Source organism: Pseudomonas arabinosi (assembly GCF_047758675.1).
Classification (GTDB): Bacteria; Pseudomonadota; Gammaproteobacteria; order Pseudomonadales; family Pseudomonadaceae; genus Aquipseudomonas; species Aquipseudomonas arabinosi.
In genome coordinates this window covers 5,886,002-5,912,626 of the sequence record NZ_CP180480.1, presented here as the reverse complement: position 1 = coordinate 5,912,626, position 26,625 = coordinate 5,886,002, and the positions used below count along the sequence as shown (strand labels likewise).

Sequence of the window (26,625 nt, the reverse complement as noted above, 5' to 3'; positions counted from 1 at the left end):
CCGCATGACTTTCCCAACGGCACTCGACGGCCTGTTCATCGACGGCCAATGGTCCGCTGGCAACGAACACCTGCGCGTGATCAACCCGGCAACCGAAGCCCTGTTGACCACCGTGAATGGAGGCGATGAACATGCAGTCGATCAAGCCGTCACTGCCGCGACCAATGCCTTCAAGGAATGGTCGAAAACCACTGGCGCCGAGCGCGGCGCGATCCTGCGCAGAATCGCTGCGGGCGTTCAGGCCGGCCGTGAACAGTTGATGCATTTGCAGTCGAGCAACAACGGCAAGCCGCTGTTTGAAGCCGCCATCGATGTTGACGACGTGATCGCCACCTTCGAGTACTACGCAGGTTTAGCCGAAGGGCTCGATGCCAAGCAAGACAGCAATGTAGAACTGCCAACCGACGACTTCAGCGCTCGTGTGCGCCGCGAGCCGAGCGGTGTGGTCGGCCTGATCGTGCCGTGGAATTTCCCGATGGTCACCACCGCCTGGAAACTCGCCCCGGCCCTGGCTGCCGGTTGCTGCGTGGTGCTCAAGCCGTCCGAAGTGACGCCATTGCCGGAGCTGGAACTGGCGACGATCATCGCCGAGGCCGGTCTGCCCAAGGGCGTGTTCAACCTGGTCTGCGGCACTGGCCTGGCCGTCGGCGCGCCGTTGTCGGCTGATCCGCGCATCGCCAAGATTTCCTTCACCGGCAGCAACGCCGTCGGTGTTCAAGTCATGCAACGTGCCGCAGAAACCGTGAAGGGTGTGAGCCTGGAACTGGGCGGCAAATCCTCGCTGCTGGTGCTCAAAGACGCTGACGTCGAACTGGCCGTGGAAGTGGCCTGTGGCGGCGGATTCTTCAACGCCGGGCAGATGTGTTCGGCCACCAGCCGCGTGCTGATCGCCGATGAACTGGCGGACGAATTCCTCATCCGTTTGAAGGCACGCGCCGAAGCCATTCGCGTGGCCGACCCGTTCGACCCGAACGTGGAAATGGGCGCACTGGTCAATCAGGCGCAATACCAGCGCGTACTGGGCCATATCGATCGTGGTTTGAGTGCTGGCGCCAAACTGGTTTGCGGCGGAAATCGTCCGGCAGACCTGCCACGCGGTTATTTTTTGCAGCCGACGATTTTCACCGAAGTGCCCCTCGACAGTGCGCTGTGGCGTGAAGAGATCTTCGGCCCGGTGATCTGCGTACGCAGTTTTGCCACCGAAGCCGAGGCGATTGCCCTGGCCAATGACAGCCAGTTCGGTCTGGTGGCCAGCGTGGTCACGCGCGACGCCGAAGCGGCAGATCGGGTCGCTAACGCTTTGCAGGCGGGGCTTGTGTGGATCAACGCGCCGCAAGTGATCTTCCCGCAGACCGCTTGGGGTGGCTACAAACAGAGCAGCATCGGCCGCGAATTGGGGCCGTGGGGCTTGCAGGCTTTTCAGGAAATAAAACACGTGATTCGAGCGGTCTGACGGCTCGAAAAGGGTCAACGCATGCCTCGCGATGAGGCATGCGCTGGCGTCATGGCTTCAATGAGTTTTTATCGATAGTCAGGTGTTTTACACGACCTCAGGATGAAGCGGTCGGCTCAACTCAAGCCCTTTGAAACCGGGGGTTTGGTGCTGATCTGGGCGCGCGGATGCAACGGTTGCGACCAACCTCATACTTACAAAAACAAAGGGAGTCCTTCATGGGCGAGCATGATTTAAACAGACGTCAATTCATTAAAACCGTGGGCGTGGCGTCCGTAGCCGCGGCGGCCATGAGTTTGCCCTTCGTCAAGGCCAATGCCAGCGACACACGCTTCCAGGGCAAGACCCTGCGTTTGCTGACCTGGTCCGATGACACGGGCCTGGCCGCGCTGCGCAACATCGCGGCAACCTTCGAAGACAAGTACGGCTGCAAGGTGATCGCTGACCGCACCGGCAGCACCTCGGAAATGGTCGCCAAACTCAAGGCCGCCGGTGATCGTCCGCAGTACGACATCATCACCCTGGCCGGCGTCGGCGCCGAAGGTCTGGCCGCGGCCAACCTGCTGGAAAAACCCGACCTCAACCGCATTCCCAACCTGGTCGACGTACCGGAGAAATACCGCACCGGCGCCAACGGTCACGGTATCGGTTACCTGCTCTGGTGCAACAGCCTCGTCTACAGCACCCGCACCATCAAGGAAGCGCCGGACAGTTACGCGGCCCTGTGGGACGCCGAGCTGTCGCCGAACATCTTCCTGCCGCCGCCGAACTGGACCGAAGCGATGGACCTGATCATCATCGCCGCCAAACTGGCCGGTGGTGACGAACACAACATCGAGCCTGGCTTCAAGAAACTCGCCGAGCTGAAAGATCGCGTAGTGACCCTGGGTGAAAACCCGAACCAGATCGCCGAACTGTTCCGCACCGGCTCGCTGGACATGGGTGGCCTGTACGCTCCGGCATTCTTCCCGAAACAGATCCGCGACCCGGCTTACGGTCTGGGCGCCACGTTCGGCATGAAGGAAGGTTTCTACACCGACCTGATGCTCTCGGTGATGCCGAAGAATCGTCCGGGCGATACCGACCTGGCCTACGCCTTCATCAACCACTCTCTGGACCCACTGGTTCAGGGCAAGATGGCTGAGGACATCTACAACGGTCCGGTCAACGCCAAGGCGATCATCTCCGCCGAAGCGCGCAAGAGCCCGTACATCCTCACGCCTGAGCAGATTGCCGAGAAAGCGATCATGCACGACAACGCCTTCCTGGCCTCCGTGCATGACCAATGGATTCGTCGTTACACGGAAATCTTTTCTTCCTGATCGAGTGGCGAACACAGTTCCTTTGAAACACCACAAATCCAATGTGGGAGCGGGCTTGCTCGCGAATGCGGTGTGACATTCAACATTGATGTCGACTGACACGGCCTCTTCGCGAGCAAGCCCGCTCCCACAGGGGTCAACGTGGTTTCAAGTCTTGTGCTCGCTCAGCTGCTTTCCATTGACGAGACCCTTGCTATGGAACACCAACCTCTGACTCATCCGGTTGTCGCCGCTCCAGTGCGCGTCAGTCGGGGTGTTTCGCCGACGACGCGTGCCTGGATTTTCCTCTCGCCGTCGATGCTGTTTCTGGGCGTATTGATCGCCGCGAGCCTGCTGGTACTGCGCATGAGCGTGGGCACCAAGGGCGCGGAGTGGACCGGGTTCAGCCTGGCCAGTTACGCCCAATTGCTGGAACCGTACTACCTCAAATCCTTGCTGCTGACCCTGCGTCTGGCGCTGATCAGCGCGGTGATCGCCGTCGTGCTGGCGATCCCGGTGGCCTACACCATGTCGCGGCTGACCTCACCGTTTGTGCGACGGATCTTCCTCGCCGCGGTGCTGTTGCCATTGCTGGTCAACCTGCTGCTGCAAAGCTACGGCTGGCTGGTGATTCTGGGACCTGGCGGGATGCTCAATCAGGCACTGATGGGCCTGGGCCTGATCAAGCGTCCGATCATGTTGCTCTACAACCAGAACGGCGTACTGATGGGCCTGGTGCAAACCGCGTTCCCGTTGGCCGTGCTGCCGATTGCCAGCGCCATGCGCGGCGTCGCCCGTACTTATGAAGAAGCTGCTGCGACGCTGGGTGCCAGCCGTTTGCAGGTGTTCCGTCAGGTGGTGCTGCCGATGAGCATGCCGGGGATCATCACCGGCGCGACGTTGGTATTCGCCTACAACGCCAGCAGCTTCGTGGTGCCACTGCTGCTCGGTGGTCGACGTGTGCCGATGCTGGCCGTGATGGTCCATGACCAGATCGCTCCGCTGATGAACTGGCCCGCCGCCTCCGCTGCCGGTGTGGTGCTGATTGTCACCACGCTCGCGATCATGACCTTGTCCGAATACATCACTGGCCGTCGTCGGCGCATGCTGGAGGCTTCCCAATGAGCACCCTGATCAAAAAGCGTTATGGGCTGCTGCCCGGCGAGACCGGCAAGTTTGCCGGCATCCTCTCGGGCTTCATCCTGCTGCTGGCGGTGTTGCCGATCCTGACCATGATCGTGATGTCGTTCAGCGGTGCGTCGAACCTCGACTTCCCGCCGAGCAGCTACAGCCTGCAATGGTACAAGGCTGCCTGGAACACCTTCGTGTCGCCGGATTCCAGCGATGTGCTGAGCCTCGGCAAGGCCATGACCACCAGCCTGATGGTCGCGTGCCTGACCATGGTGTTTGCGACGATCGTCGCAGTGCCGGCCGCTTACGCGCTGACCCGTTGCGAGTTCCGCGGCAAGGCTGTGGCGCTGCAACTGATGTCGCTGCCGTTGGTGTTTCCGATGGTGGTGTTGGGGCTGGCGTTGTTGCTGGTGTTCGACAGCCTGCCGTTCCAGATGACCACCTCACGGCTGGTGATTGCCCACGTGATCCTGGCGCTACCGTTCGTGGTGAAAAACTGTACTGCCGCGATGCTCTCCATCGGCAGCGAAGTCGAAGAGGCTGCGCAGATGCTCGGTGCTTCGCCGACCCGGGCGATCATCGATGTGGTGGTGCCGCTGATGAAGTCGGGGATTCTGGCGGGGATGCTGCTGGCGTTCATCGTCTCGTTCAACGAATTCACTGTGACCTATTTCCTTTACACCATCGACGTCATGACCGTGCCGATCTGGATGTACAGCCGCACCGTGTCATCGCTCGACCCAACCGTTTTCTCGTTTGCCGTGCTGATCGTGCTGATCGACTTCGTCCTGATCTGGGCGTTGGAGAAGCTGGTTGGTGAAGGTGGCGTTTCGTTCTGATTCTTGAGGTGCAACATGACTGGTCTGATTCTGGAAAACGTCGAGAAACATTACGGCTCGGCCTGCGCGGTAAAAGATGTAAACCTGCATTTGCCCGAGGGCAAACTGGTGTGTTTCCTCGGCCCGTCGGGCTGCGGCAAAACCACGTTGCTGCGCATGATCGCAGGGCTCGAAACCCTGAGCGGCGGCGAGATTCGCCTGGACGGTGAAGACATCGGCCATACGCCGGCGCATCAACGTAATTTCGGCATGGTGTTTCAATCGCTGGCGCTGTTCCCGCACATGACAGTGGGGGAGAACATCGCCTATCCGCTGAAATTGCGTGGCGTCAGCAAGGCCGATCAGCAGGCGCGGGTGGTGGAGCTGCTGCAACTGATTCAGTTGCAGGAAATGATCGACCGTCCGGTGTCGAAACTCTCTGGTGGCCAACGTCAGCGCGTGGCGATTGCCCGGGCGATTGCCAACCACCCGAAAATTCTCCTGCTCGACGAACCGCTGTCGGCGCTGGATGCCAAGCTGCGTGAATCGATGCAGGTGGAAATCCGTCAGCTGCAACAACGCTTGAACATCACCACCATCATGGTGACCCACGACCAGCGTGAAGCCATGACCATGGCGGATATCGTCGTGGTATTGGGTGAACATCGGGTGCAGCAAGTGGGCACGCCGATTGAGATTTATCGTCACCCGGCCAATGAATTTGTCGCGGACTTTATCGGCTCGGGCAATATCTTCCCGGCCACTGCACTGGGCAACGGCAAGATCGGGCTGCCGGGTGGCGATGCGCTGGAAGTGCCAATCTGCAGCAGCATCGTGGTGGGTGAGAAAGTGAAGATGCTGATTCGCCCTGAGGACCTGCAGCTGTCGCATCCACAGGCGACGGCGGGGAATCGCTTGCTCGGCAAGGTGACGTTCGTGCGCGATATCGGCGCGACCATTGAGACGACCGTGGAGTGTTCCGGGGTGTCGTTTACGGCGTTGAGTACGCCGTGTCAGGGGTTTGGGTTGAGCATTGGCAACCCGGTGTCGGTGACCCTTCCGGCTGAGGCGTGCCGCGTACTCGGCGCCTGACTGACTGGCCCCATCGCGAGCAGGCTCGCTCCCACAATGGATCGGTGTACACCAGCCCCCTGTGGGAGCGAGCCTGCTCGCGATGAGGCCGGCAAAACCAACACAAAATTCAGCTCAAACCGTCAACCGCAACCGCGCCAAATCCCTTAACGGCGGAGCCCCAAACAATCGGCTGTACTCCCGGCTGAATTGCGAAGGGCTTTCATACCCCACCCGATACCCCGCCGCCGAAGCCTCCAGCCCTTCCGCCAGCATCAACCGCCGCGCTTCTTGCAGGCGCAGTTGCTTCTGATACTGCAACGGACTCATTGCCGTCATTGCCTTGAACCGGTGATGCAACGTCGACACGCTCAGGTTCACTTCCTTCGCCAGATCATCGATGCGCAGCGGCTGTTCATAGTTGCCGTTGAGCCATTTGATCGCCTGGCTGATGCGATGGCTCTGGCTGTTGGCGATCGCAATTTCGTACAGCCGATGACCCTGCTGGCTGCGCAACAACCGATAAAGAATCTCCCGGCGAATCAGCGGTGCGAGCATGGCGATGTCTTTTGGCGCATCCAGCAAACGCGCCAGACGCAACACCGCGTCGAGCATCGCGGTGTCGATCCGTTCGACATACAGTCCACGACCGGTAGGGCGGGTCGGTACGCCCAAAGGGCCAGCGTCGGCGATCAGCGCGGAGATTTCCGCCGGATCAATATCCAGTCGCACCGCGAGGATCGGTTCTTCAGACGTGACGTTCACCACCCGTCCGCTCAATGGCATCGAGACTGAGACCACCAGGTAATTCAGCGGATCGTAATTGAAGTATTCATCGGCCAGCCTGACCTCTTTACGGCCCTGCGCCATGATGCACAGCGCGGGTTGCGCCAGTACCGGGGCAAAGACATGGGACTGACTGTGGCGAGACATGAACAGCGAGCCGACGGCAGTCGCATAAGTGCCATCCTCCGCCGTGTTTTGGCGAATGATAGCGGCCAGTTCCGCGCGCTGTTTCTCCATATCGGCATCCAGCGGGGCTTGAAAGTGATCGAGCGACGACATGCAAGGCATCCTCGGTGGGGCGTCAGTAATGAGGTGAGCTTAAGTTTGTGCAAGACGGAGCGGTAGACACATCCTGCCTCAAGCTTGCCTGATTCTGCATTGCGTGGATTAACGGGGCCTCTATGACAGGGCAACCCAAGGAAAACTTGCTTGAAAGCCCTGTTTCATTGGCACGAAAGCTTTTACAGGTTGTTACAGGTATCTCGAGAAGCCGCGCAGGATTGTGCAACAAGCCGGCAGGAATCGACTAACCGCGCTTCCACCGGCGCGCTTAACCTTGGATCCTGTCGCAGCCCGTCCCACGGCTGCCACTCGAGTACCTGGGAGGGTTGAACATGTCTACGCAGATCCCCGTCAGTCATATGGCCTTTGTCCGCGCCCGCGCCGGGCGTTCGGCGGAACTCGGTGCGCGCCTGAGCGCCTTGATCGAGCCGTCCCGCAGCGCACCGGGTTGCCTGAATTTTGCCCTGCAGCATTCGCAGTGCGATCCGGAGTTGTGGCTGGTGTCCGGTTTCTGGATGAACCAGCAGGCCATGACCGCTTACTTCAGTACCCCGGCCATGCAGATTTTTGCCGAGTTGGTGCAAGACCTGGTGGTCAACAGCCTGGATTTTCATACCTTCAAGGACGTGTCGGCCGCCCAGGCGCTGGGGCAGTCCCAGTCATGGGTACACAAAATGGCGGGTTGAGGGTTTAATGGCTCAATTCTCCATTCAGCCAGGATCCACGACATGGCACGCAAAGCCTTTGAAACCTTCGAAGCCGTATCTGCCGTAGTACCCCGTGAAGGCGGTTATCACGCCGCAATCGCCACCAAAGCCATCGGTGGTTCGGGTGCGCCGCGCTTTCACAAATTGCTCGAAGAACAGACCTTCAAAACTGCCCATGAGGCCGATGAGGCTGCCGCCAAAGAGCTGACCCGTCTCAGGGACGTCAGCGAAGACGGCGACCTGATCTGGTAATTACTTGACCGCCCCCGGGCGATACATCTTGAACAATGCCTCAGGCCCCAGCTGGAAATAATCCGCTGGCCCGCCGCCGCGCAGAATCGGTTCTGCCGCGGCGGTGTCGTACACCCCATCCTTCAACAGCCATTTGGCGATATGCACGGCGACCACTTCGCCGAGAATCAGCCAGCTCGGCACCACGTTGCCATCGGCCCGCTGCAACTGAATGATCTGCGTGACCTTGCACTCGAAGGACACCGGGCTTTCGGCGACGCGCGGCACCTGAATGATTTTCGACGCTGCCGGCGTCAGCCCGGACAGCTCGAACTCGTTGACCTCGGGCCCGACCATGGCAGAGCACTGGTTCATCTGCTCGGCCAGCGGACGGGTCGCGAGGTTCCAGGCGAACTCGCCGGTTCGCTCGATGTTATTCAGGCTGTCTTTGCGCCCGACACTGGAAAACCCAATGATCGGCGGAATGTAGTTGAACGCGTTGAAGAAGCTGTAGGGCGCCAGGTTCAGGCGGCCATCGGCATCCTGAGAGGAAATCCAGCCAATGGGGCGGGGGCCGACGATGGCGTTGAACGGGTCGTGCGGCAAGCCCTGGCCGTTGGCGGGTTCGTAGAAATGGATGTCGTCGGGCATGGGCGCGGGTTCCAGAAGCTTTATTCGTGGGCGCTCATAGTGCTGGGACGAACAGATAATTTCCAGCGATGCGGTCCAAATGTGGGAGCGGCGGTGCGACGATTCGACTTGCTCGCGAAAGCGGTGTGTCAGGCAACCAATTTGTTGTCTGTGAAGCCGCTATCGCGAGCAAGCTCGCTCCCACAGGTTCAATGTCGATTCAATGAAAAAGGGGCAGACCCGTTAAGGTCTGCCCCTGTTTTTATTGCGCGAGTTGACTCAGTCCGTCTCGATCCGCGAATGCTTGCGGGTGTCTTTCATGGTGATGTACACCAGCAACGACACGGCAATACACGCGGTGACATACCAGTAGTAACCGGTTTCCATGCCGATGCTCTTGAACCACAGTGCGATGTATTCAGCGGTGCCGCCGAAGATCGATACGGTCAAAGCGTACGGCAGGCCGACGCCCAGGGCGCGGATTTCGGTCGGGAACAGTTCGGCTTTGACCACCGCGTTGATCGAGGTGTAGCCGCTGACGATGATCAGCGCCGCCATGATCAGGAAGAACGCGCCCCACCAGGTTTGCACGGTGTGCAGGGTGGTCAGGATCGGCACGGTGAACAGCGTCCCGAGAATACCGAAGGCAATCAGGATCGGCCGGCGACCGACTTTATCCGAAAGCCCGCCAACAAGCGGTTGCAAGCACATGAACAGGAACAGCGTGGCGGCCGAAATAGTGGTGGAGTCGGAGATGCTCATGCCGACGGTGTTCACCAGGTATTTCTGCATGTACGTGGTGTAGGTGTAGAACGCCAGGGTACCGCCCATGGTCAGGCCGACCACGGTCATCAGTTCCTTCGGATGGCGCATCAAGGTGCGCATCGCGCTTTCCTTGGCCTTCTCTTTCTTGGTGAACGACTCGGTTTCTTCCATGCCACGACGCAGGTACAGCGCGACCACGGCACACAGCGCGCCGATGGCGAACGGGATGCGCCAGCCCCAGGCGTACAGTTCTTCAGTGGTCAGGGTCTGTTGCAGCACGATCAGCACGGCCAGGGCGATGAGCTGACCGGAGATCAGGGTCACGTACTGGAAGCTGGAGTAGAAGCCGCGACGATCTTTGGTCGCCATCTCGCTGAGGTACGTCGCCGAGGTGCCGTACTCGCCACCGACCGACAGGCCTTGCAGCAAACGGGCGAAAATCAGCAGGATCGGTGCGCCGATGCCAATGGTTTCATAACCCGGGCTCAGGGCGATCAGCAGCGAGCCGAAACACATCAGGTACACCGAAGCCATCAGCGCTTTCTTGCGACCGGCCTTGTCGGCGTAGAGACCCATCAACCAGCCACCGATCGGGCGCATCAGGAAGCCCACGGCGAAGATCGCGGCGGTGTTCAGCAGTTGTGCGGTGGTGTCGCCTTTGGGGAAAAAGGCTTTGGCGAAGTACAGGGAGAAGGCGGCGTAGACGTACCAGTCGTACCACTCGACCATGTTGCCGACAGAGCCGCTGAAGATCGATTTGATGCGACTGGCAGTGGTTCTTTCTTTGGCAGGCGTAGCTGCCGACCCAAGAGGCAGGGTTTGTGAGTTATCCATGACGGATCCTTCATTTAATTGTTTTTGTGGAGCGCGTTGAAACGCAGCCTAGTGGGGCTATAGCAGGAGGTGTGCCAAGGGGGAGAGGGGCGGTTTAGAGGGGTTTTGACGGCGGAATGAGCGGAAATCCGCTTATGCTGGATTGGATATGAGCGGATTTTCGCTTGGCTGGCATGGAATTGCTTTGCATGGGCCGGCCTCATCGCGAGCAGGCTCACTCCTACATTTGAACCGTGTACACCGAACCATTGTAGGAGTGAGCCTGCTCGCGATGGGGCCAGTCCAGCCCCACAAAAATCAGCTGTCAGTCAGGAACATCTCCCGACTCAAACCATGCCGCTGCATCTTTTCATTGAAGGTCCGGCGCGGCAGTTGCAGTTCTTCAAGTACCGCTTTCACATCGCCCTTATGCCGGGTCAACGCCGCGCGCAGACAATGCGCTTCAAACGCTTCCTGCTGCGCCGCCAGCGATTGCCCAGGATCAATCCCCACCGGTTCCGGCTCGCCCAGCCCTAACACTTGCCGCTCAGCAACGTTCGCCAATTCGCGCACATTGCCCGGCCAGTCGTGGCTCAACAGGTGGCTCAACTGCGGGCCGCTCAGCGGTGGGAACGTGCGCCCCAAACGCTCGGCGGCATTTTGTGCAAACGACTCGAACAACAGTGGAATGTCTTCACGCCGCTCGCGCAATGGCGGCAGCCGCAACTCGGCCACGTTCAACCGATAGGCCAAATCCTCGCGAAAACGTCCGGCCCGGGCTTCGTCGAGCAAGTCGGGTTTGGTCGCCGCAATGATCCGCAAATCCACGCGGATGCTCTGATTGGAGCCCAACCGCTCCAGCTTCTGCTCTTGCAACACCCGCAGCAATTTCACCTGCTGGGCCAGCGGCATGCTTTCGATTTCATCGAGAAACAGCGTGCCGCCGTCGGCGTATTCGAGTTTGCCGATGCGTTTGCCCGAGGCGCCGGTGAACGCGCCGCTCTCGTGACCGAACAGCTCGGCCTCGAACAACTGCTCGGGGATCGCCGCACAGTTCAATGCGACAAACGGTTTGTCGGCACGCGGACCAAAGTCGTGCAGGCAACGGGCAACCAGTTCCTTGCCGCTGCCGGTTTCACCACGAATCAACACATTGACCGGCAGCGTCGCCAGGTCCAGCACTTGCCGACGCAGCGTCTGCAAACCACGGGACACGCCCAGCAGCGTCGCATCGAGTTTGGCGCGGTTGTCCGCCTGCTCGTGCAGGGCGCGGTTTTCCAGCACCAGCCGCCGCTTGTCCAGCGCACGGCGCAGACTGCCGAGCAGGGTTTCGGGGCTGAAGGGTTTTTCAAGGAAGTCGTAGGCGCCATCGCGCATCGCTTCGACCGCCATCGGCACATCGCCGTGACCGGTCAGCAGAATCACCGGCAAGTCGGCGTCGCGCCGCTGAACTTCGGCCAGCAGTTCCAGGCCGGTCATGCCAGGCATGCGCACGTCGCTGAGGATCACCCCGGGGAAATGCTTGGGCAACTGCGCCAGGCACTCATCGGCGCGGCTGAACAGCTGCACCTCGAACCCGGACAGGCTTAGCCATTGTTCAACGGCACTGCGAATACTGCTTTCGTCGTCGACCACCATCACTGAATTCAGCATGAGCCAGGGGCCTCCAGGTCGATGGGCAAGGTCACGGTGAACACCGCGCCGTTTGCATGATTGTCGGCACTCAGGCGTCCGCCCGATTCGTGAACGATGGCAAAGGATACGGCCAGCCCGAGACCCAGGCCATCACCCACCGGTTTAGTGGTGAAGAACGGATCAAACACGTTGGCCAAGTGCTCTTCGGCAATGCCGCCACCGTTATCGGTGACGGTCAGGCGCCAGAGTTGTTCGTCGGCTTCGAGACGGATTTCCAGGCGTTTGCAGGGTTTGTCCTGCATGGCGTCCAGGGCATTGCGCAGCAAATTGATCAGCACCTGTTCCAAACGAATCGCATCGCCACGCACCCACGCCGGACGCGTCAGGTGCAGCACCGTGCTGACCTGTTCATCGCGCAACCTTGTGTCGAGCAGCTGCAACGATTGGTCGACCACCGCCGCCAAATCCAGGCGTTCGCGTAAACCGCTGGGGCTTTTGCGGGCGAAGGTTTTCAGGTGGCCGGTGAGGGCGGCCATGCGCGTCAGCATGTCATCCACCGGTTTGAGTGCCTTGTAAGCGTCATCGACCCGACCGTGATCGAGCAGCAGCCTCAGAGTAGCAAGCTGCATGCGCTGGGCGGTCAGGGGCTGGTTGATTTCATGGGCCAGCGCCGCAGACATCTGGCCGAGCGCGGCGAGTTTGGCCGACTGTACCAGACCGTCCTGAGCGGTGCGCAGGTCGCGAGTGCGTTCTTCCACCAGTTGTTCGAGCTCTTCGCGACTGCGCTGGCGCAGCTTGGCCAAACGCCAGCGCTGATTGAGGAACAGCAACAAAAACACCACCGCCAGCCACAACCCGGCGGCGGCGAGCCCGGCGTTGCGGCTGTCTTCGAATGCGACTTGCGGGCGGCGCAGCAGGTGCAACGTCCAGCCTTCAGTGCTCAGCGGCAGCGATTCCCACAGGTAATTCGCCGTCCCGTCAGGACCCACGACCCGCGTCAGGTCACTGTTGTCGTCGAAGCGCCGCACCGATTGATACTCGAGCGGTGTCAGCGGTTGTTTGTCGTATTGGCGGGTGGCCTTGAGTTCGGCGTGATCGCTGTCACTCAGCGGTTTCAACAGGCGATAGCGCCAGCCCGGCTGGTTGGCGATGAAAATAATCCCGCGTGCATCGCTGACCAGCAGCGTGTCGTTGCCCTGACGCCACTCGCGCTCCAGTTCCGGGAATTCGAGTTTCACCACCATCGCGCCGAGGAACTGGCCGTCGTCACCGGTGACCGCGCTGGACAGGAAGTAACCGGGAATGCCGCTGGTCACACCCACCGCGTAAAAGCGCCCGGTGCCCTGAGTGCGGGTCTGGCTGAAGTAGGGGCGAAAGCCATAATTGTGGCCGACGTAACTGCTGGGCAAACGCCAATTGCTGGCGGCCACGGCGAGGCCGGTGTGGTCGAGCAGTTCCAGGGTCGAGGATTGCGCCGCGCCGTTGATCTTTTCCAGTTTGCGGTTCAGTGCGTCCTGCTGTTCGGGCGTCACCGGTCCGTTAAGCGCGGAACGTAACTCCGGGTCCAGCGCCAGCACGGCGGGCAGGGCTCGGTAGCGATCGATCAGGGTGTGCAAAGAGTTGGCGTACAAAGCCAATTGCTGGTTGGCGCGGGCGGCGTCTTCGACCAGAGCCTGACGTTCGGCATGACGTATGGCCAAGGTGGCGGCAAGGACCGCCCCGGCGATGATCAACAGGGTATACAACGACAAACGCACGGCACGAGCAATTGGAATCATGCTGTAGAAAACACTGGGAATACGGGCGCGCACGATAGCATGCCGTCCAGACTTGTTGCCGATGCCCGCCCCTCCACCGCACCTTGATTGGACGATTGTTGATACGAGTGGCGCGTCTAAGCTGCTTTTCGTCGTTGTCGTTCCAGAAACCTGTTATCCGTGGCGCCAGCCTCTCTGTAGAGGCGCATATCGCCATGATAGAGAGTGCACCTGTGCGTTCAACTTATCAGGAGTGGTTGTTGCTGTGACCTGCCAGATCTGACAGGTCGATGACATTTACTTAGAACAAATCAATACGCCTTTGAGCACTTTTGATTACTTTTTGTCAGGCACAAAAAAACCGGCCTGTTGTTGCCAACAGGCCGGTTTTTCGCTGCGTAAGGTCGTGCTTACTGCACTTCCACCGCCAGGCTTTCACTGATCTTTTTCTGCCAGATGGCAGGACCAGTGATGTGTACCGACTCACCTTTGCTGTCTACTGCAACAGTCACAGGCATGTCTTTGACGTCGAACTCGTAGATCGCTTCCATGCCCAGTTCGGCGAAAGCCACCACGCGAGATTTCTTGATGGCTTGTGCCACCAGGTAAGCCGCGCCGCCAACTGCCATCAGGTAAACGGCTTTGTGGTCCTTGATCGCTTCGATCGCGGTCGGGCCGCGTTCGGATTTGCCGATCATGCCCAGCAGGCCGGTTTGCTCGAGGATCTGACGGGTGAACTTGTCCATCCGCGTCGCGGTGGTCGGGCCGGCAGGGCCAACCACTTCTTCGCGCACCGGATCAACCGGGCCAACGTAGTAGATGAAGCGACCTTTGAGGTCCACTGGCAGGGTTTCACCCTTGTTCAGCATCTCGACCATGCGCTTGTGCGCGGCGTCGCGACCGGTGAGCATTTTGCCGTTGAGCAGGACGGTTTCGCCCGGCTTCCAGCTCTGCACGTCTTCCGGGGTCAGGGTGTCGAGGTTGACGCGACGAGCCGACGGGCCGGCTTCCCAGACGATTTCCGGGTAGGCGTCCAGCGGTGGCGCTTCCAGCGAGGCCGGGCCGGAACCGTCGAGCACGAAGTGCGCGTGACGGGTGGCGGCGCAGTTCGGGATCATGCACACCGGCAACGAAGCGGCGTGGGTCGGGTAATCCATGATCTTCACGTCGAGCACGGTGGTCAGGCCACCGAGGCCCTGGGCGCCGATACCCAGTTGGTTGACCTTCTCGAACAGCTCCAGACGCATCTCTTCGATACGGTTGGACGGGCCGCGCTTTTTCAGCTCGTGGATGTCGATGGATTCCATCAACACTTCCTTGGCCATGACCGCAGCTTTCTCGGCGGTGCCGCCGATGCCGATGCCGAGCATGCCCGGTGGGCACCAGCCGGCGCCCATTTCCGGAACGGTTTTCAGCACCCAGTCAACGATCGAGTCGGACGGGTTGAGCATGGCCATTTTCGACTTGTTCTCGGAACCGCCGCCCTTGGCCGCCACGTCCACTTCCACGGTGTTACCCGGAACGATGGAGTAGTGAATAACGGCCGGGGTGTTGTCCTTGGTGTTTTTACGAGCGCCCGCCGGGTCGGCGAGGATCGAGGCACGCAGGACGTTTTCCGGCAGGTTGTAAGCTCGGCGCACGCCTTCGTTGATCATGTCGTCCAGGCCCATGGTGGCGCCATCCCAGCGTACGTCCATGCCCACGCGAACGAAGACGGTAACGATGCCGGTGTCCTGGCAAATCGGGCGGTGGCCGGTGGCGCACATCCGCGAGTTGATCAGGATTTGCGCCATGGAGTCACGGGCCGCTGGCGATTCTTCGCGCAGGTAGGCTTCGTGCATCGCCTGGATGAAGTCAACGGGGTGGTAATAGGAAATGAACTGCAGGGCGTCGGCAACGCTCTGAATCAGGTCGTCTTGCTTGATCACGGTCATGAGTCGCGCTCCTCTAAAAGACGGGAACATTCAATAAGGTGCTTGCAGCTTGGGTGCATCGGTCGGTTGCAAGCACCTTTCAAGGCACGCCGGGGCTGCTGGCGCGACGCTAAAAAGGCGCGGCAGTATAACGCGCCTCGGTTCCGGGCACACCCGCCGGTAGTCAATCGTTGGTCGCATACGCAAGTCGGTCGTGTGGACCCGATCCCTGTGTAGGAGCTGTCGAGTGAAACGAGGCTGCGATCTTTTGATCTTGATTTTTTTTAAGGTCAAAAGATCGCAGCCTCGTTTCACTCGACAGCTCCTACCATGGAAATCAGTCAGCGCTCTGGCGCCAGTTTTCCGCCCTTAAAATTGAATGGTCATTTATCAGGCACGCTACTAAAGTGGCATTCGGTCTGTAGAGTAGGACACTCAAGCAGCCTCCCTTCGCACGGTGAGTCAACGATTGACCCATAACGCCATCCAGCGCTTGTTGCTAAAACGCTTTGCCCTCGCAGCCGGCACTTACGCCCTGGCTTTGTTGCTGTTGTGGCTGGCGTTTTTTACCGGTCATTACGATGAATCCCTGTCCAACGTGGCCATCGGCAGTGCGCTGGTGGTCATCAGTCAGGCCGCGTTGTTTGCGGTGTTTTACAGTGGCTGCAACCTGCGTTTTTCCGACCCCAGCCTGACCGAAGCGCAAGTGTTGCTGGGGCTGGGTTGGCAAACCTGGCTGATCGCCCATCTGGACGAGGCACGCGGCGCGTTCCTGGTGTTCTACGTGCTGATTCTGCTGTTCGGGTTGTTCCATCTTTCGCGCCTGGCCTTTTTGCGGTGCGCGCTGTTGGTGTTCGTCAGTTTCAGCGCGATCACGCTGTGGGAGGGCTACCACTTCCAGTTACCCGACCCGGCACTGGCCGCGTTGCAGGTGTGCGTGCTGCTCATTGTGTTGGTCTGGCTGGAACTTTATGCCCGTCACGTCCAGGCCTCCCGTCAACGCATGCGTCAGCGCCGTTTCGCCTTGCAGGCGCATCAGGACACCCTGCGCGGGATGATGCGCCAGCTCGAAGACCTGGTGGCCACCGACGAACTGACCGGGCTGTTTAATCGCCGGCATTTCCTGCGCCTGGCCTCCCGTGAGCTGAAGGCCATGGACGCCGGTGTCATGCATGGCCTGGCACTGATCGACCTCGACCATTTCAAACGGATCAACGACGTGCACGGCCATGCCGCCGGTGATCAGGTGCTGCAAGCCTTTGCCGCCGTGGCCACCGCCTGCTTGCGTGATGGCGATGTTCTGGCCCGTTACGGTGGCGAAGAATTCGTCGTGCTGTTGCCCGATTGCAACGCCGAGCGCTTGACCTCCTGTTGCGAGCGGCTGCGCATTGCGTTCACCGATGTAGAACTGATCGGACTTAACGTCGCCCATCTCAGCTTGTCGGCGGGCATGACGTTGCTCGAACTGGGCGACGATCTCGATGAAGCCTTGCAGCGCGCCGATCAGGCGCTTTATCGCGCCAAGCGTGACGGCCGCAATCGTTGCGCGGCTGCGTGGGAGAACGTCGATGCCTGAGTTACGGGTCGGCGACCGCCACTGGTCGGTGGCGGCGGGCAGCAACCTGCTCGATGCGTTGAATCAGAACGGCGTGTCTGTGCCTTACAGCTGTCGCGCCGGCAGTTGCCATGCGTGTCTGGTGCAATGTGTACAAGGGCTGCCGAGTGACAGCCGTCCCGACGCCCTGAGCGCAGACCAGCGTCAGCAAGGCTGGCGCCTGGCGTGTCAGTGTCAGGTGGTCGAGGACTTGCAGGTGCACACCTTCGATCCTCAGCAGGATGGCCGCCCGGCCGAGGTGGCGGCTGTCGATTGGCTGAGCGCCAGTGTGTTGCGTTTGCGCCTGACCCCTAAAAACTCTTTGCGCTACAGCGCCGGGCAGCATCTGGTGTTGTGGGCGGGCAACGTGGCGCGGCCATATTCCCTCGCCAGCCTGCCGGAAGAGGATCGCTTTCTGGAGTTCCATCTCGATTGTCGCCAGCCGGGGGAATTCAGCGACGCGGCCCGCCAGTTGAAGATCGGCGATTCGATCCGCCTCGGCGAGTTGCGCGGCGGGGCCTTGCATTACGACCCGGACTGGAACACACGACCGCTTTGGCTGATGGCCGCCGGCACGGGTTTGGGGCCGTTGTTCGGCATCTTGCGTGAAGCGCTGCGGCAGGATCACCAAGGTGCCATTCGCGTCATTCATCTGGCCCATGATGCCGAGGCGCATTACCTGGCCAAACCCCTGCAAGCCATGGCAGCCAGCCGCCCGAACCTGAGCATCGAGCTGTGGACGGCGGCCGAGTTGCCCGCGGCTTTGGCGCAACTGCGGCTTGTCTCCCGGCAAACCCTGGCCTTACTCTGCGGGGCCCCTGACAGCGTCGACGCCTTTGCCCGGCGCTTGTATCTGGCGGGATTGCCGCGCAATCAACTGCTGGCGGACGTCTTTGTTCTCCGCGGTTGAGCGCTGATTTTCAGACGCGAGACCGACCATGAGCGATGCCATCCAATTTGAACGTGAGCGCGGCCTGCTGATCCTGCGCCTCAACCGCCCCGACAAGAAAAACGCCCTGACCCGCGCCATGTACAGCCACTTGGCTGAAGCGTTGAAACTGGCCGATACCGACCCGGAAATCAACGCCGTGCTGATCACTGGCAGCGCCGAGTGCTTCACCGCTGGCAACGACATCGCCGATTTCATCCAGCAACCACCGACCAACCTCGACAGCCCGGTGTTTCAGTTCATGCTCACCCTGCTCGAATGCCGCAAACCGGTGATCGCCGCCGTGGCCGGCGCTGCGGTAGGTATTGGCGCGACGATGCTGCTGCATTGCGATCTGGTGTATGTCAGCCGCGATGCACGGCTTCGTATGCCGTTCGTTAATCTCGGGTTATGTCCGGAATTTGGGTCCAGCCTGCTTCTGCCGCGATTGCTCGGGCATGCCAAAGCCGCTGAATTGTTGCTGCTGGGCGAAGGTTTCAGTGGTGAGCAGGCCGCACAGTGGGGGATTGCGACTGAAGCCTTGGGCAGTGGCGAAGAGGCGCTGGCCAAGGCGCGGGAGATGGCGTTGCGTTTCGAGTCGCTGCCACCGGAAGCGGTGCGTATCAGCAAGCAATTGATGAAAGCTACGGACCGCGAACAACTGCGCAAGGTAATAGAAGAAGAGAGCGCACAGTTCACCCAACGGCTGCGCTCGCCGGAAGCGATTGCGGCGTTGACCGGGTTCATCAAACGGCATTGAATCTTCGGTGACTGGGCCGGCCTCTTCGCGAGCAAGCCCGCTCCCACAGGAGGGTTGTGTACGCCACAGATCCAATGTGGGAGCGGGCTTGCTCGCGAAGGCGGCAGCCCAAACAACACAACTGCTGGACCAGAATCCAAAAAGCCCCGCCATTCACATGGCGGGGCTTTTGTTTTTCGAACAACCGGTCAATCAGACCATCGGGTCGCCAACGTGCAGGATTTTCATCCCGTTGGTGCCGCCGATGGTGTGGTAGCTGTCGCCCTTGGTCAGGATGACCCAGTCGCCTTTCTCCACAACACCGCGCTTGAGCAACTCGTCGATCGCGGCCTGGCTGACTTGCTCAGGCGGCAGCGATGCCGGGTCGAACGGTACGGTGTAGACGCCACGGAACATGGCCGCGCGGGCCTGGGTTTCGCGGTGCGGGGAGAACGCGTAGATCGGAATCGAGGAGCGGATGCGCGACATGATCAACGGCGTGTAGCCACTTTCGGTCAGGGCAATGATCGCTTTCACGCCCGGGAAGTGGTTGGCCGTGTACATGGCTGCCAAAGCGATGCTCTGGTCGCAGCTTTCGAAGACCTTGCCGATGCGATGGCTGGAGGTCTTGCTGGTCGGGTGCTTTTCAGCGCCGATGCAGATGCGCGCCATGGCTTGCACCGCTTCCAGCGGGTACAGGCCGGCAGCACTTTCAGCCGAGAGCATCACGGCGTCGGTGTAGTCGAGCACGGCGTTGGCTACGTCGGACACTTCGGCGCGGGTCGGCATCGGGTTCTGGATCATCGACTCCATCATCTGGGTCGCCACGATCACCGCCTTGTTGTGGCGGCGTGCGTGCAGAATGATTTTCTTCTGAATGCCCACCAGCTCGGCGTCGCCGATTTCCACACCCAGGTCACCACGCGCCACCATGACGGCGTCGGATGCATTGATCAGCGCGTCGAGGGTTTCGTCGTCGGCCACGGCCTCGGCGCGTTCGATCTTCGCCACCAGCCAGGCAGTACCGCCGGCTTCGTCGCGCAGTTGACGGGCGTATTCCATGTCGGCGGCATCACGCGGGAAGGACACCGCGAGGTAGTCGACCTGCATTTCGGCAGCGAGCTTGATGTCGGCCTTGTCTTTTTCAGTCAGGGCCGGTGCGGTCAGACCGCCACCGCGACGGTTGATGCCTTTATGGTCGGACAGCGGGCCGCCGATCAGCACGGTGCAATTCAGCTCGGTGGCATTGGCGGTATCAACGCGCATGACCACGCGGCCGTCGTCGAGCAGCAGCTCGTCGCCCACGCCGCAGTCCTTGACCAGATCCGGGTAGTCGATGCCGACGATGGTCTGGGTGCCTTCGGTCAGAGGATGGCTTGTGGAGAAGGTGAATTGATCACCGATCTTCAGCTCGATCTTCTTGTTGGCGAATTTGGCGATACGGATTTTCGGGCCTTGCAGGTCACCCAGCAGGGCGACGAAGCGGCCGTGCTTGGCAGCGAGGTCACGCACCAGCTTCGCGCGAGCCTTGTGCTCGTCGGGGGTGCCGTGGGAGAAGTTCAGGCGGGCGACGTCCAGGCCAGCCAGAATCAGCTGTTCGAGAACTTCCGGCGAGTTACTGGCCGGGCCAAGGGTAGCGACGATTTTGGTGCGACGGACGGACATGCATAGACTCCTGAGTTCAAGCGCTGAGTGAGGCTACTATGCTCTCCGGTTGTAGTCATTGTTCATATGCACTACTTATTCGTTTGTTTATTGAAACGAACATTCCTGAAGATTTCGCGCCACGGGTCGATACAGAGCTCAAGACAGGAGAACCCCCATGCGATTCGTGCTCATTGCCGCCCTTGCCATCAGTGCCCTCAGCGTCACGGGCTGCACCCGTTGGTCGATGAACCATCATTTGAATAACGCCTACAGCGCCTATGACCGTGGCAATTGCGAGCAGGTGATGCTCGAACTGTCCAAAGTCGAACGCGCCAGCCGAGCTCGGCCTTACGTGTGGCCGGAAGCATCGATGATGCGCGGGTTGTGCCTGGAACGGCAGAAACTGTTTGTCGATGCGGCGCAAACCTACCAGTTCATCATCGCCTCGTACCCGCAAAGTGAATACGCCTACCGCGCCCGCGCCCGCCTGGAAACCTTGCAGTCGCTGGGCCACTATCCGCTGCGCAGTGCTGCTGCAGTCGTTCGCCCGACGCAGTTCTGATTGTCGTAGTTGTTCAAAGGCTGGCTCACCGACAGTGGTGAGCTATAGTCGAATAGATCGGTTTAGAGTCTTGCCTCTAATCGACGCAACACCTGTGATCGGCAGGCGTAAGCGGCAGCGGCTTTATGGACTGTCGCACCGGGATCGGGGAAGAGCGCGCCTATGCCTCTATAGAAGCAGGCCCGTTCCAAAGCATTAGTGCGGCTCTGCTTAAGAGCCTTGCTGGGCCATTTGCGCATGTTTACTGACCGCCGGATCGAGCGGCATCAACTGCCGTATTTTCTAAGAGTGTTCAACAGCGTCACTGACAAACCCATCGGCTTTCTGGGCAACGTGTCCGAAGACGGGCTGATGCTGATCAGTCAATTGCCGATGTTGATCGGCGCCGATTTCGATTTGCGCCTGAAAATCCCCGCCAGCAATGGCTGCATGCAGGTCATTGATCTTCAGGCGTGTTGCCTGTGGTGCCATGAAGACACGACCCCTCACCACTATGACGCCGGGTTCAGCCTGCAACGGGCACCGCCGGAATATGGGCAATTGGTCAGCGCCTTGAAGCAGTACTTCAGTTTTCAGCCGTTGCCTGCTTCTGCCTGAAAGTCCGCAACCTGTAGCAGCTAGCGCAGCCTGCGTTCGGCTGCGTAGCAGCCGTAAAATCAGAGCTCGCGGTGAATCAGGTAGACCGCGCATCTCGGGTTTACGACTGCTTCGCAGCCGAACGCAGGCTGCGCCAGCTGCTACATATCTATTGCTACGTCGTTTTTATCGCCATCTCGTTCTGCAGCGAGCGCTCCACCAGCAACAACCCCAACTCACTCAACTGATAAATCGCCATCGCCAGATGTCGCGGCTTGTCGTCCAGGCTTTCGGCCAGGTCCAGCAGCAGAATGCTGACAGTCGAAAAGGTCTCGTAGGTCTCGATGGTCAAGGCTTCGGGGTTGGCATCGGACACAACTGTGAACATCTTCATGGCTCGTTCCTCGGTAGTGCGTTCGTCGGTAAAGCGGTTTTTGGTGTTGTTTTGTTTTAGGTAGTGTTTCAGAGCCTTTTTGGCGGCGGCGTGGAGCTTATTAGGGTCGAGGGTGGCGTAGGGCGAACGGGGGATGGATTCGAATTTCTCGGGTGGAGGTTTGAACATCGGGTTAACTCCTTTGGATCGCTAATGGGTAGAGACAGGAGAACCTTAAGGTTGAACGGCCATCTTCAATAGTCAGCCAGGGCCGCTGCTAGTTGTAGGCAGAGGCGCTTGGTTTTGTAGTCGATGTCGTTTGCTCGAATATTCGAGTAGGAAAAGAGCCGTCCAACGATGAACATTTGTCATGCCACCAAGCTATTCCTTCATCACAGAGCGCCCGACAATTTTGAGAAATTGTCGGGCGATATTTGCAAAAGTTGAAAGTTTTTGTCACTCATCAGAATGTGGTTTTTTCGGGGGCTGTACTTCTTTAAAGTCGGTGGACACAGAGATAAGCGCCAGAGAGATAAATTTTTGGTTTCGATCTAGCGTTTGGAGCGCCCCTCGGATGTTACTTGCGACTTCAGTAGCCCCTTGCTTCTCCACCCAATTGGTTAGTTCTTCTATTGCCGCCCCCATTGCCAGCTGGTTCTGAGAGATCTGGGTTAGCACTGCAGTGAATAGATTTTTCTCATCCATGATTTATTCCTCGGTGTAGAGCGAGACGTTTGTTGGTTATGACCGATGCTCAAAACTGTTTGGGAAAGAGTTGACCGCTGCATCGCGTCCTTAAGTAGTTCCACTATCACTTCCTGTCGAGGTCGTGAAGCAGCTATTTTCTATGCTGGGTACCGTTACATCATTCCGGCTTTTTTCCAACCCAGATATCGCGTCACCAGCTCGGCCCCCAACTCTGAGGGCCGAGCATCCAGCACCGGCACCCCATGAGCACTCAACCGCTCATGAAGCTCCGCCCGTTCATTCAAGTAATCCACCGTCCCGCAATAGGCCAGCGCCTCCGGCAAGGTTTGCACCGGCGTGTGCCGCAGCGTGTCGAGCAAGTCTTCGCGCAGACTCGCCACCAGCACCCGATGCTGTTTGCTCAGGCGCTTGACCGCGGTCAGCAGTTCTTCATCGTCTTCATCCCGCAAGTTAGTTACCAGCACCACCAGCGCCCGGCGTTTTTGGCGGGCCAGCAGTTGGCTGGCGGCGGCTTGGTAATCAGCGGGGCGTTGGGTGTTGTTGAGGTCGTAGACGCTGTTGAGCAGGACCTTGAGTTGCTCGGTGCCTTTGACCGGGGCGAGGTAATGCGGTCGGTCGCTGGCGAAGGTGGTCAGTCCCACCGCATCGCCTTGGCGCAGGGCGATGTAGCTGAGCAACAGGCAGGCATTCAGTGCGTGATCGAAATGGGCGAGTTCACCGTCCTGGCTGCGCATGCGCCGGCCGCAATCGAGCATGAAGATGATCTGCTGGTCGCGCTCGTCCTGATACTCCCGCGCAATTGGAGTGCGCTGGCGGGCGGTGGCTTTCCAGTCGATCTGCCGCAGGCTGTCGCCTTCGCGGAATTCACGCAGTTGATGAAACTCCAGACCCTGGCCGCGACGTTGACGCTGACGGACGCCGAGCCGGCTGAGCCAGTTGTCCACCGCGAGCAGTTGGCCGCCGTAGAGACGGGCGAAGTCCGGGTAGACGCGGGTGTTGTCGGCCACGTTGAGCAGGCGTTTGTCGGACCATAAACCCAATGGGCTCGGCAGGCTGATTTCGCAGAGTTCGAAACTGAAGTGCCCGCGCTTGAGAGGGCGCAATCGATAACCGATGTGGCTGTGCTGGCCGGGTTGCAGGTCGACCGACAGGGGCAGGTTTTCGAAGTTCAGGCCCTCCGGTACATGGTCGAAAATCTGTACGGTCAGTGGTTGGGCAAAGTCATGCTCTATCGCCAATCGCACTTCGCTCCATCGACCGAGTGCAAGGCTGCCGGGCATTTGTCGCTGGAGGCGGGGCGAGGGCAGGCGTTTGAGGCGGATTGCGTCGAGTACCGCCAAGGCCAGCAGTGCCAGCAGCAATCCCCAGTTGATCGACAACAGGCTCGATGGAACCGCGAATTCCACTGCCCGCAACGCGCCCAGCACGATGCCGATGGCTAGCAGGATCGCGAGCCAGATCAGCAGCAGTCTTGAAGGTTTCACAGGCGCGGTGCCGGGACTTGATCGAGCAATTGCTGAAGCACCTGATCGACTTGCAGGCTTTCGATGTCCAGCTCCGGCGCGATCCTCACGCGATGGCGCAGGACGGCGAGCGCACAGCCTTTGATGTCGTCCGGAATCACGAATTCGCCACCGCGCAGCAAGGCGCGGGCGCGGGCGCAACGCACCAGTGCAATGGACGCACGCGGCCCGGCACCGAGGGTCAGCCCCGGCCATGTCCGAGTGCTGCGCGCAAGTCGAACGGCGTAATCGAGCACCTGATCGTCCAGCGGCAAATCGCTGGCGATGCGTTGCAAGGCCAGCACGTCCTTGGCTTGCAACACCGTGCGCAGCGGTTGCACGTCGAGCATGTCGGCCCGGGTCGAGCGACTGACCTGGCGGACCATGTTCAACTCCTGATCGGCGTCGGGGTAGTCCATGCGCACCTTGAGCATGAAGCGATCAAGCTCGGCTTCAGGCAGCGGGTAAGTGCCTTCCTGTTCGATGGGGTTTTGTGTGGCGAGCACCATGAACGGTTGCACGATGGGCAGGGCGCGGCCTTCGAGTGTGACTTGCCTTTCCTGCATGGCTTCGAGCAGTGCGGCCTGGGTTTTCGCCGGGGCGCGGTTGATCTCGTCGGCCAGCAAAAGGTTGGTGAACAGCGGACCTTTGCGCAGTTTGAATTGCTCGGTCTGCATGTCGTACACCGCGTGCCCGGTGACATCGCTGGGCATCAGGTCCGGGGTGAACTGGATACGTGCGAACTCGCCGCCGAAGCAGCGGGCGAGGGCGCGCACCAACAGTGTCTTGCCCAGCCCCGGCACGCCTTCGAGCAGTACGTGGCCGCCGGCAATCAACGCGGTGAGGACGTCGTCGATCACGGTGTTCTGGCCGATCACGGCTTTCTGTAATTCGGTCCGTACCGCTTGGGCCAGTTGGCTGGCGCGTTGGCGTTGCTGCGCAGCGTGGCTCAGCGTGCCGGGCTCGATCTGTTCACTCACTGGTTCCGGAGCTTTATTAACTGTTAAAATAGATTTATCTTCCATAAATCAGTCACTTACCTAATTTAACCTTTTTGAGGTTTTGGACGGTCAGGAGCTCGGTCGTAATCTGGTGTTCTGCGCGTGTGAGCTTACATAGCAGATGGTAGTCTCGACCTACCTCAATCGTTGAAGTCAAAAGCTATGGACGCAGGATTTGTAGATCTCGACATATTGCTCACTCGCATTCGACATCCCCAGTCGAAGGTATATTTTCTGGACGCCGTTAAGGCCTACAAGGCTGGCGCATTGCGGGGTGCACTGACCTCCGCTTGGGTCGCGTTGGTGTATGACCTGATTGCCAAGTATCGAGAGCTGAGCGCCTTGGGCGATACCGCTGCAGCCACGTTCCTTCAGGCTTGGGACAACGCAACCAACTCCGGCGACATTAGTAAGCTGCTTCTGCTCGAACGAACGATTCTGGATCACGCCACGGGCAATACCCAAGTTGTAAACCAGATCGCCCGAAAGCACTTGGAACGCCTTCGAGAGGATCGGAATCTTTGTGCCCATCCAGCCTTCTCCGCCGAAGCCGATCTATTTGAACCGTCCGCCGAACTCGTGCGGCTACACCTCGTCAACACGGTCGACCTTGTGCTGGCCCAAGAGCCTCTGCAGGGCAAAGCGATTTCAGATCTTTATGATATCGATGTTCAATCGCCGGGGTTCCCAACGAACCATGAACGCATTCTCGATTATGTCGAGCAGCGTTACCTTGCGCGAGTCCGCTCTCAGAACGTGCGCAATTTTGCTACGGTACTCGCTAAATCGCTTCTCAAGGGAGTTCCAGCACAATGGGAGCCCCTTCATCACAAGATCATCTCGTCACTGGTCGCAGTGCGGGATCGGGCGCCGGAATGCTGGCCGGATATCTCGCAGGTAATTGCAAACCTTTTGGACAACGCGGAGCCGGCCAGCCGTCCACGCGCCGTGGCATTTATCGCGGCGTTCCCTGATTTCTGGCAGCGACTTCAGCAACCGACCCGCACTGTGCTGCAGGAGACCGTGAATAATTCTCCCGGCGAGACGATACATGACTACCGTATCCTGGCCGGGGTAGCGCTTCCGCAATTTCGGGATGCCTTGACGGGGCTGATCGGCGGTCTCACTCACCAGCAACTCGTCGATGCGATAGCTTCTCGGCCTGTCGTTGAGTTATGGCCCAGGGCAATTGAAATATATTCGAGATCCGGTAATTGGCGGGGATCAGAAGAAAGATTCAGAGAGCTCATTACCCCTTTCGCAGGGCATCTAAATGGGCCGCAGCTCGACCAGCTCACCGATGCCATCATCGGGAATGGGCAGAACTGGGATGCATCTGAAACCGATACGCTCCTTCTGGCGCTGCTGCGCAATACGACTCTTGCTAGTCTGCCTACACCGGCAGCTCGGGATCGTTTTTACCATCATGCACGCCAGATGCGTCGACTAGAAAAGTATGATGAAGTGATCACGCTCCTCCAGGTAGACGGCTGGAGTCCACCGCCGCCGGAGGTTGATAGTGACGATTGAGCGCAGCTTGACGGTCGGGTGATTAAGGCTCGTCGATCTTCGCTATTGGATTCGTTTTATCAACCCTCTTCCCTTCCGTTGAAGGACTCGTTGTTCTCGGTTGATCTGGGCGTGTAGCCATTCCACTTTCTGACTCCGGCACCTACCTGTCTGTGTTTCCACGATGGCACTC

24 protein-coding genes are annotated in these 26,625 nt (G+C 59.6%); 13 read left to right on the top strand and 11 right to left on the bottom strand.

The features are described 5' to 3' along the window. The first annotated feature begins 4 nt into the window (after nt 1-4). The 5 genes from ACMXYJ_RS27530 (at nt 5) to ACMXYJ_RS27510 (ending at nt 5,795) form a co-directional block, all read left to right on the top strand. Nucleotides 5-1,453 (top strand): aldehyde dehydrogenase family protein, encoded by a 1,449-nt coding sequence (locus ACMXYJ_RS27530; RefSeq protein ID WP_415757679.1) that lies wholly within the window; start codon nt 5-7, stop codon nt 1,451-1,453. A 218-nt stretch (nt 1,454-1,671) separates the two neighbouring features. After that, nucleotides 1,672-2,775, top strand: a complete 1,104-nt coding sequence (locus ACMXYJ_RS27525) for an ABC transporter substrate-binding protein (RefSeq protein ID WP_415757678.1) — start codon at nt 1,672-1,674, stop codon at nt 2,773-2,775. 195 nt (nt 2,776-2,970) lie between these two features. Then, on the top strand, nt 2,971-3,879 hold the full coding sequence (locus ACMXYJ_RS27520) for an ABC transporter permease (RefSeq protein ID WP_415757677.1): 909 nt from the start codon (nt 2,971-2,973) through the stop codon (nt 3,877-3,879). Then, nucleotides 3,876-4,724 (top strand): ABC transporter permease, encoded by an 849-nt coding sequence (locus tag ACMXYJ_RS27515; RefSeq protein WP_415757676.1) that lies wholly within the window; start codon nt 3,876-3,878, stop codon nt 4,722-4,724. The genes ACMXYJ_RS27520 and ACMXYJ_RS27515 overlap by 4 nt, the downstream gene beginning before the upstream one ends. A gap of 15 nt (nt 4,725-4,739) precedes the next feature. After that, nucleotides 4,740-5,795 carry an ABC transporter ATP-binding protein gene (locus ACMXYJ_RS27510; protein ID WP_046049700.1) on the top strand — a complete coding sequence of 352 codons (1,056 nt, stop codon included), beginning with the start codon at nt 4,740-4,742 and terminating at the stop codon, nt 5,793-5,795. Between the two features lie 114 nt (nt 5,796-5,909). Here ACMXYJ_RS27510 and ACMXYJ_RS27505 read toward each other — a convergent pair whose 3' ends face one another. Beyond that, on the bottom strand, nt 5,910-6,839 hold the full coding sequence (locus ACMXYJ_RS27505; protein ID WP_415757675.1) for an AraC family transcriptional regulator: 930 nt from the start codon (nt 6,837-6,839) through the stop codon (nt 5,910-5,912). 335 nt (nt 6,840-7,174) lie between these two features. On the opposite strand from ACMXYJ_RS27505, the gene ACMXYJ_RS27500 reads away from it, so the two are divergent. Both ACMXYJ_RS27500 and ACMXYJ_RS27495 read left to right on the top strand, forming a co-directional pair. Continuing rightward, entirely contained in the window at nt 7,175-7,528 is a 354-nt protein-coding gene (locus ACMXYJ_RS27500) for a putative quinol monooxygenase (protein ID WP_123368238.1), read from the top strand. Nucleotides 7,529-7,570: 42 nt separating this feature from the next. Beyond that, nucleotides 7,571-7,801 carry a hypothetical protein gene (locus ACMXYJ_RS27495; RefSeq protein WP_008156042.1) on the top strand — a complete coding sequence of 77 codons (231 nt, stop codon included), beginning with the start codon at nt 7,571-7,573 and terminating at the stop codon, nt 7,799-7,801. On the opposite strand, the gene ACMXYJ_RS27490 is transcribed toward ACMXYJ_RS27495, so the two are convergent. The 5 genes from ACMXYJ_RS27490 to ACMXYJ_RS27470 all read right to left on the bottom strand — a co-directional run bounded on the left by ACMXYJ_RS27490 (nt 7,802) and on the right by ACMXYJ_RS27470 (nt 15,314). Then, nucleotides 7,802-8,431: a flavin reductase family protein gene (locus tag ACMXYJ_RS27490; protein ID WP_415757674.1), complete on the bottom strand. Its 630-nt coding sequence runs from the start codon at nt 8,429-8,431 to the stop codon at nt 7,802-7,804. Between the two features lie 258 nt (nt 8,432-8,689). Then, nucleotides 8,690-10,009 (bottom strand): MFS transporter, encoded by a 1,320-nt coding sequence (locus ACMXYJ_RS27485; protein ID WP_415757673.1) that lies wholly within the window; start codon nt 10,007-10,009, stop codon nt 8,690-8,692. Between the two features lie 297 nt (nt 10,010-10,306). After that, entirely contained in the window at nt 10,307-11,641 is a 1,335-nt protein-coding gene (locus ACMXYJ_RS27480) for a sigma-54-dependent transcriptional regulator (protein WP_415757671.1), read from the bottom strand. Further along, nucleotides 11,635-13,401, bottom strand: coding sequence for a sensor histidine kinase (locus ACMXYJ_RS27475; RefSeq protein ID WP_415760814.1), 1,767 nt, complete (start codon nt 13,399-13,401; stop codon nt 11,635-11,637). The genes ACMXYJ_RS27480 and ACMXYJ_RS27475 overlap by 7 nt, the downstream gene beginning before the upstream one ends. Before the next feature lie 389 nt (nt 13,402-13,790). Further along, nucleotides 13,791-15,314: a fumarate hydratase gene (locus tag ACMXYJ_RS27470; RefSeq protein ID WP_008156025.1), complete on the bottom strand. Its 1,524-nt coding sequence runs from the start codon at nt 15,312-15,314 to the stop codon at nt 13,791-13,793. A gap of 448 nt (nt 15,315-15,762) precedes the next feature. Between ACMXYJ_RS27470 and ACMXYJ_RS27465 the strand changes: the two genes are divergently transcribed. The 3 genes from ACMXYJ_RS27465 to ACMXYJ_RS27455 are packed head-to-tail and all read left to right on the top strand — an operon-like array spanning nt 15,763 to nt 18,575. Next, a complete protein-coding gene (locus ACMXYJ_RS27465) occupies nt 15,763-16,869 on the top strand; it encodes a GGDEF domain-containing protein (protein ID WP_415757670.1) in 1,107 nt (368 codons plus the stop codon). Further along, nucleotides 16,862-17,797 (top strand): iron-sulfur-binding ferredoxin reductase, encoded by a 936-nt coding sequence (locus ACMXYJ_RS27460; RefSeq protein WP_415757669.1) that lies wholly within the window; start codon nt 16,862-16,864, stop codon nt 17,795-17,797. The genes ACMXYJ_RS27465 and ACMXYJ_RS27460 overlap by 8 nt, the downstream gene beginning before the upstream one ends. Before the next feature lie 28 nt (nt 17,798-17,825). Then, nucleotides 17,826-18,575: an enoyl-CoA hydratase-related protein gene (locus ACMXYJ_RS27455; RefSeq protein ID WP_415757668.1), complete on the top strand. Its 750-nt coding sequence runs from the start codon at nt 17,826-17,828 to the stop codon at nt 18,573-18,575. 192 nt (nt 18,576-18,767) lie between these two features. Here ACMXYJ_RS27455 and pyk read toward each other — a convergent pair whose 3' ends face one another. Then, nucleotides 18,768-20,219: a pyruvate kinase gene (gene pyk / locus ACMXYJ_RS27450; RefSeq protein WP_149628408.1), complete on the bottom strand. Its 1,452-nt coding sequence runs from the start codon at nt 20,217-20,219 to the stop codon at nt 18,768-18,770. 157 nt (nt 20,220-20,376) lie between these two features. Between pyk and ACMXYJ_RS27445 the strand changes: the two genes are divergently transcribed. Both ACMXYJ_RS27445 and ACMXYJ_RS27440 read left to right on the top strand, forming a co-directional pair. Then, nucleotides 20,377-20,763, top strand: coding sequence for a tetratricopeptide repeat protein (locus ACMXYJ_RS27445; protein WP_415757667.1), 387 nt, complete (start codon nt 20,377-20,379; stop codon nt 20,761-20,763). A 237-nt stretch (nt 20,764-21,000) separates the two neighbouring features. Then, nucleotides 21,001-21,360 carry a PilZ domain-containing protein gene (locus ACMXYJ_RS27440; RefSeq protein ID WP_415757666.1) on the top strand — a complete coding sequence of 120 codons (360 nt, stop codon included), beginning with the start codon at nt 21,001-21,003 and terminating at the stop codon, nt 21,358-21,360. Nucleotides 21,361-21,514: 154 nt separating this feature from the next. On the opposite strand, the gene ACMXYJ_RS27435 is transcribed toward ACMXYJ_RS27440, so the two are convergent. The 4 genes from ACMXYJ_RS27435 to ACMXYJ_RS27420 form a co-directional block, all read right to left on the bottom strand. Next, nucleotides 21,515-21,901 carry a DUF6124 family protein gene (locus tag ACMXYJ_RS27435; protein ID WP_415757665.1) on the bottom strand — a complete coding sequence of 129 codons (387 nt, stop codon included), beginning with the start codon at nt 21,899-21,901 and terminating at the stop codon, nt 21,515-21,517. A gap of 267 nt (nt 21,902-22,168) precedes the next feature. Then, nucleotides 22,169-22,417, bottom strand: a complete 249-nt coding sequence (locus ACMXYJ_RS27430; RefSeq protein ID WP_046049686.1) for a hypothetical protein — start codon at nt 22,415-22,417, stop codon at nt 22,169-22,171. Nucleotides 22,418-22,572: 155 nt separating this feature from the next. Further along, complete coding sequence (locus ACMXYJ_RS27425; RefSeq protein WP_415757664.1) at nt 22,573-23,904, bottom strand: DUF58 domain-containing protein; 1,332 nt, start codon at nt 23,902-23,904, stop codon at nt 22,573-22,575. Then, on the bottom strand, nt 23,901-24,902 hold the full coding sequence (locus tag ACMXYJ_RS27420) for an AAA family ATPase (protein ID WP_415757663.1): 1,002 nt from the start codon (nt 24,900-24,902) through the stop codon (nt 23,901-23,903). Before ACMXYJ_RS27420 ends, ACMXYJ_RS27425 begins: the two co-directional genes overlap by 4 nt. Before the next feature lie 183 nt (nt 24,903-25,085). Here ACMXYJ_RS27420 and ACMXYJ_RS27415 point away from each other — a divergent pair, with 183 nt between their 5' ends. Continuing rightward, on the top strand, nt 25,086-26,453 hold the full coding sequence (locus ACMXYJ_RS27415) for a hypothetical protein (RefSeq protein WP_415757662.1): 1,368 nt from the start codon (nt 25,086-25,088) through the stop codon (nt 26,451-26,453). The last annotated feature ends 172 nt before the right edge of the window (nt 26,454-26,625 follow it).

Coding starts and splice junctions, on each gene's coding strand:
- ACMXYJ_RS27475 (WP_415760814.1), bottom strand. CDS start 13,401: ATGATTCCAATTGCTCGTGCCGTGCGTTTGTCGTTGTATACCCTGTTG.
- ACMXYJ_RS27435 (WP_415757665.1), bottom strand. CDS start 21,901: ATGTTCAAACCTCCACCCGAGAAATTCGAATCCATCCCCCGTTCGCCC.
- ACMXYJ_RS27470 (WP_008156025.1), bottom strand. CDS start 15,314: ATGACCGTGATCAAGCAAGACGACCTGATTCAGAGCGTTGCCGACGCC.
- ACMXYJ_RS27510 (WP_046049700.1), top strand. CDS start 4,740: ATGACTGGTCTGATTCTGGAAAACGTCGAGAAACATTACGGCTCGGCC.
- ACMXYJ_RS27455 (WP_415757668.1), top strand. CDS start 17,826: ATGAGCGATGCCATCCAATTTGAACGTGAGCGCGGCCTGCTGATCCTG.
- ACMXYJ_RS27530 (WP_415757679.1), top strand. CDS start 5: ATGACTTTCCCAACGGCACTCGACGGCCTGTTCATCGACGGCCAATGG.
- ACMXYJ_RS27440 (WP_415757666.1), top strand. CDS start 21,001: ATGTTTACTGACCGCCGGATCGAGCGGCATCAACTGCCGTATTTTCTA.
- ACMXYJ_RS27490 (WP_415757674.1), bottom strand. CDS start 8,431: ATGCCCGACGACATCCATTTCTACGAACCCGCCAACGGCCAGGGCTTG.
- ACMXYJ_RS27520 (WP_415757677.1), top strand. CDS start 2,971: ATGGAACACCAACCTCTGACTCATCCGGTTGTCGCCGCTCCAGTGCGC.
- ACMXYJ_RS27480 (WP_415757671.1), bottom strand. CDS start 11,641: ATGCTGAATTCAGTGATGGTGGTCGACGACGAAAGCAGTATTCGCAGT.
- ACMXYJ_RS27460 (WP_415757669.1), top strand. CDS start 16,862: ATGCCTGAGTTACGGGTCGGCGACCGCCACTGGTCGGTGGCGGCGGGC.
- ACMXYJ_RS27515 (WP_415757676.1), top strand. CDS start 3,876: ATGAGCACCCTGATCAAAAAGCGTTATGGGCTGCTGCCCGGCGAGACC.
- ACMXYJ_RS27445 (WP_415757667.1), top strand. CDS start 20,377: ATGCGATTCGTGCTCATTGCCGCCCTTGCCATCAGTGCCCTCAGCGTC.
- ACMXYJ_RS27430 (WP_046049686.1), bottom strand. CDS start 22,417: ATGGATGAGAAAAATCTATTCACTGCAGTGCTAACCCAGATCTCTCAG.
- ACMXYJ_RS27505 (WP_415757675.1), bottom strand. CDS start 6,839: ATGTCGTCGCTCGATCACTTTCAAGCCCCGCTGGATGCCGATATGGAG.
- ACMXYJ_RS27495 (WP_008156042.1), top strand. CDS start 7,571: ATGGCACGCAAAGCCTTTGAAACCTTCGAAGCCGTATCTGCCGTAGTA.
- ACMXYJ_RS27525 (WP_415757678.1), top strand. CDS start 1,672: ATGGGCGAGCATGATTTAAACAGACGTCAATTCATTAAAACCGTGGGC.
- ACMXYJ_RS27485 (WP_415757673.1), bottom strand. CDS start 10,009: ATGGATAACTCACAAACCCTGCCTCTTGGGTCGGCAGCTACGCCTGCC.
- pyk (WP_149628408.1), bottom strand. CDS start 20,219: ATGTCCGTCCGTCGCACCAAAATCGTCGCTACCCTTGGCCCGGCCAGT.
- ACMXYJ_RS27500 (WP_123368238.1), top strand. CDS start 7,175: ATGTCTACGCAGATCCCCGTCAGTCATATGGCCTTTGTCCGCGCCCGC.
- ACMXYJ_RS27415 (WP_415757662.1), top strand. CDS start 25,086: ATGGACGCAGGATTTGTAGATCTCGACATATTGCTCACTCGCATTCGA.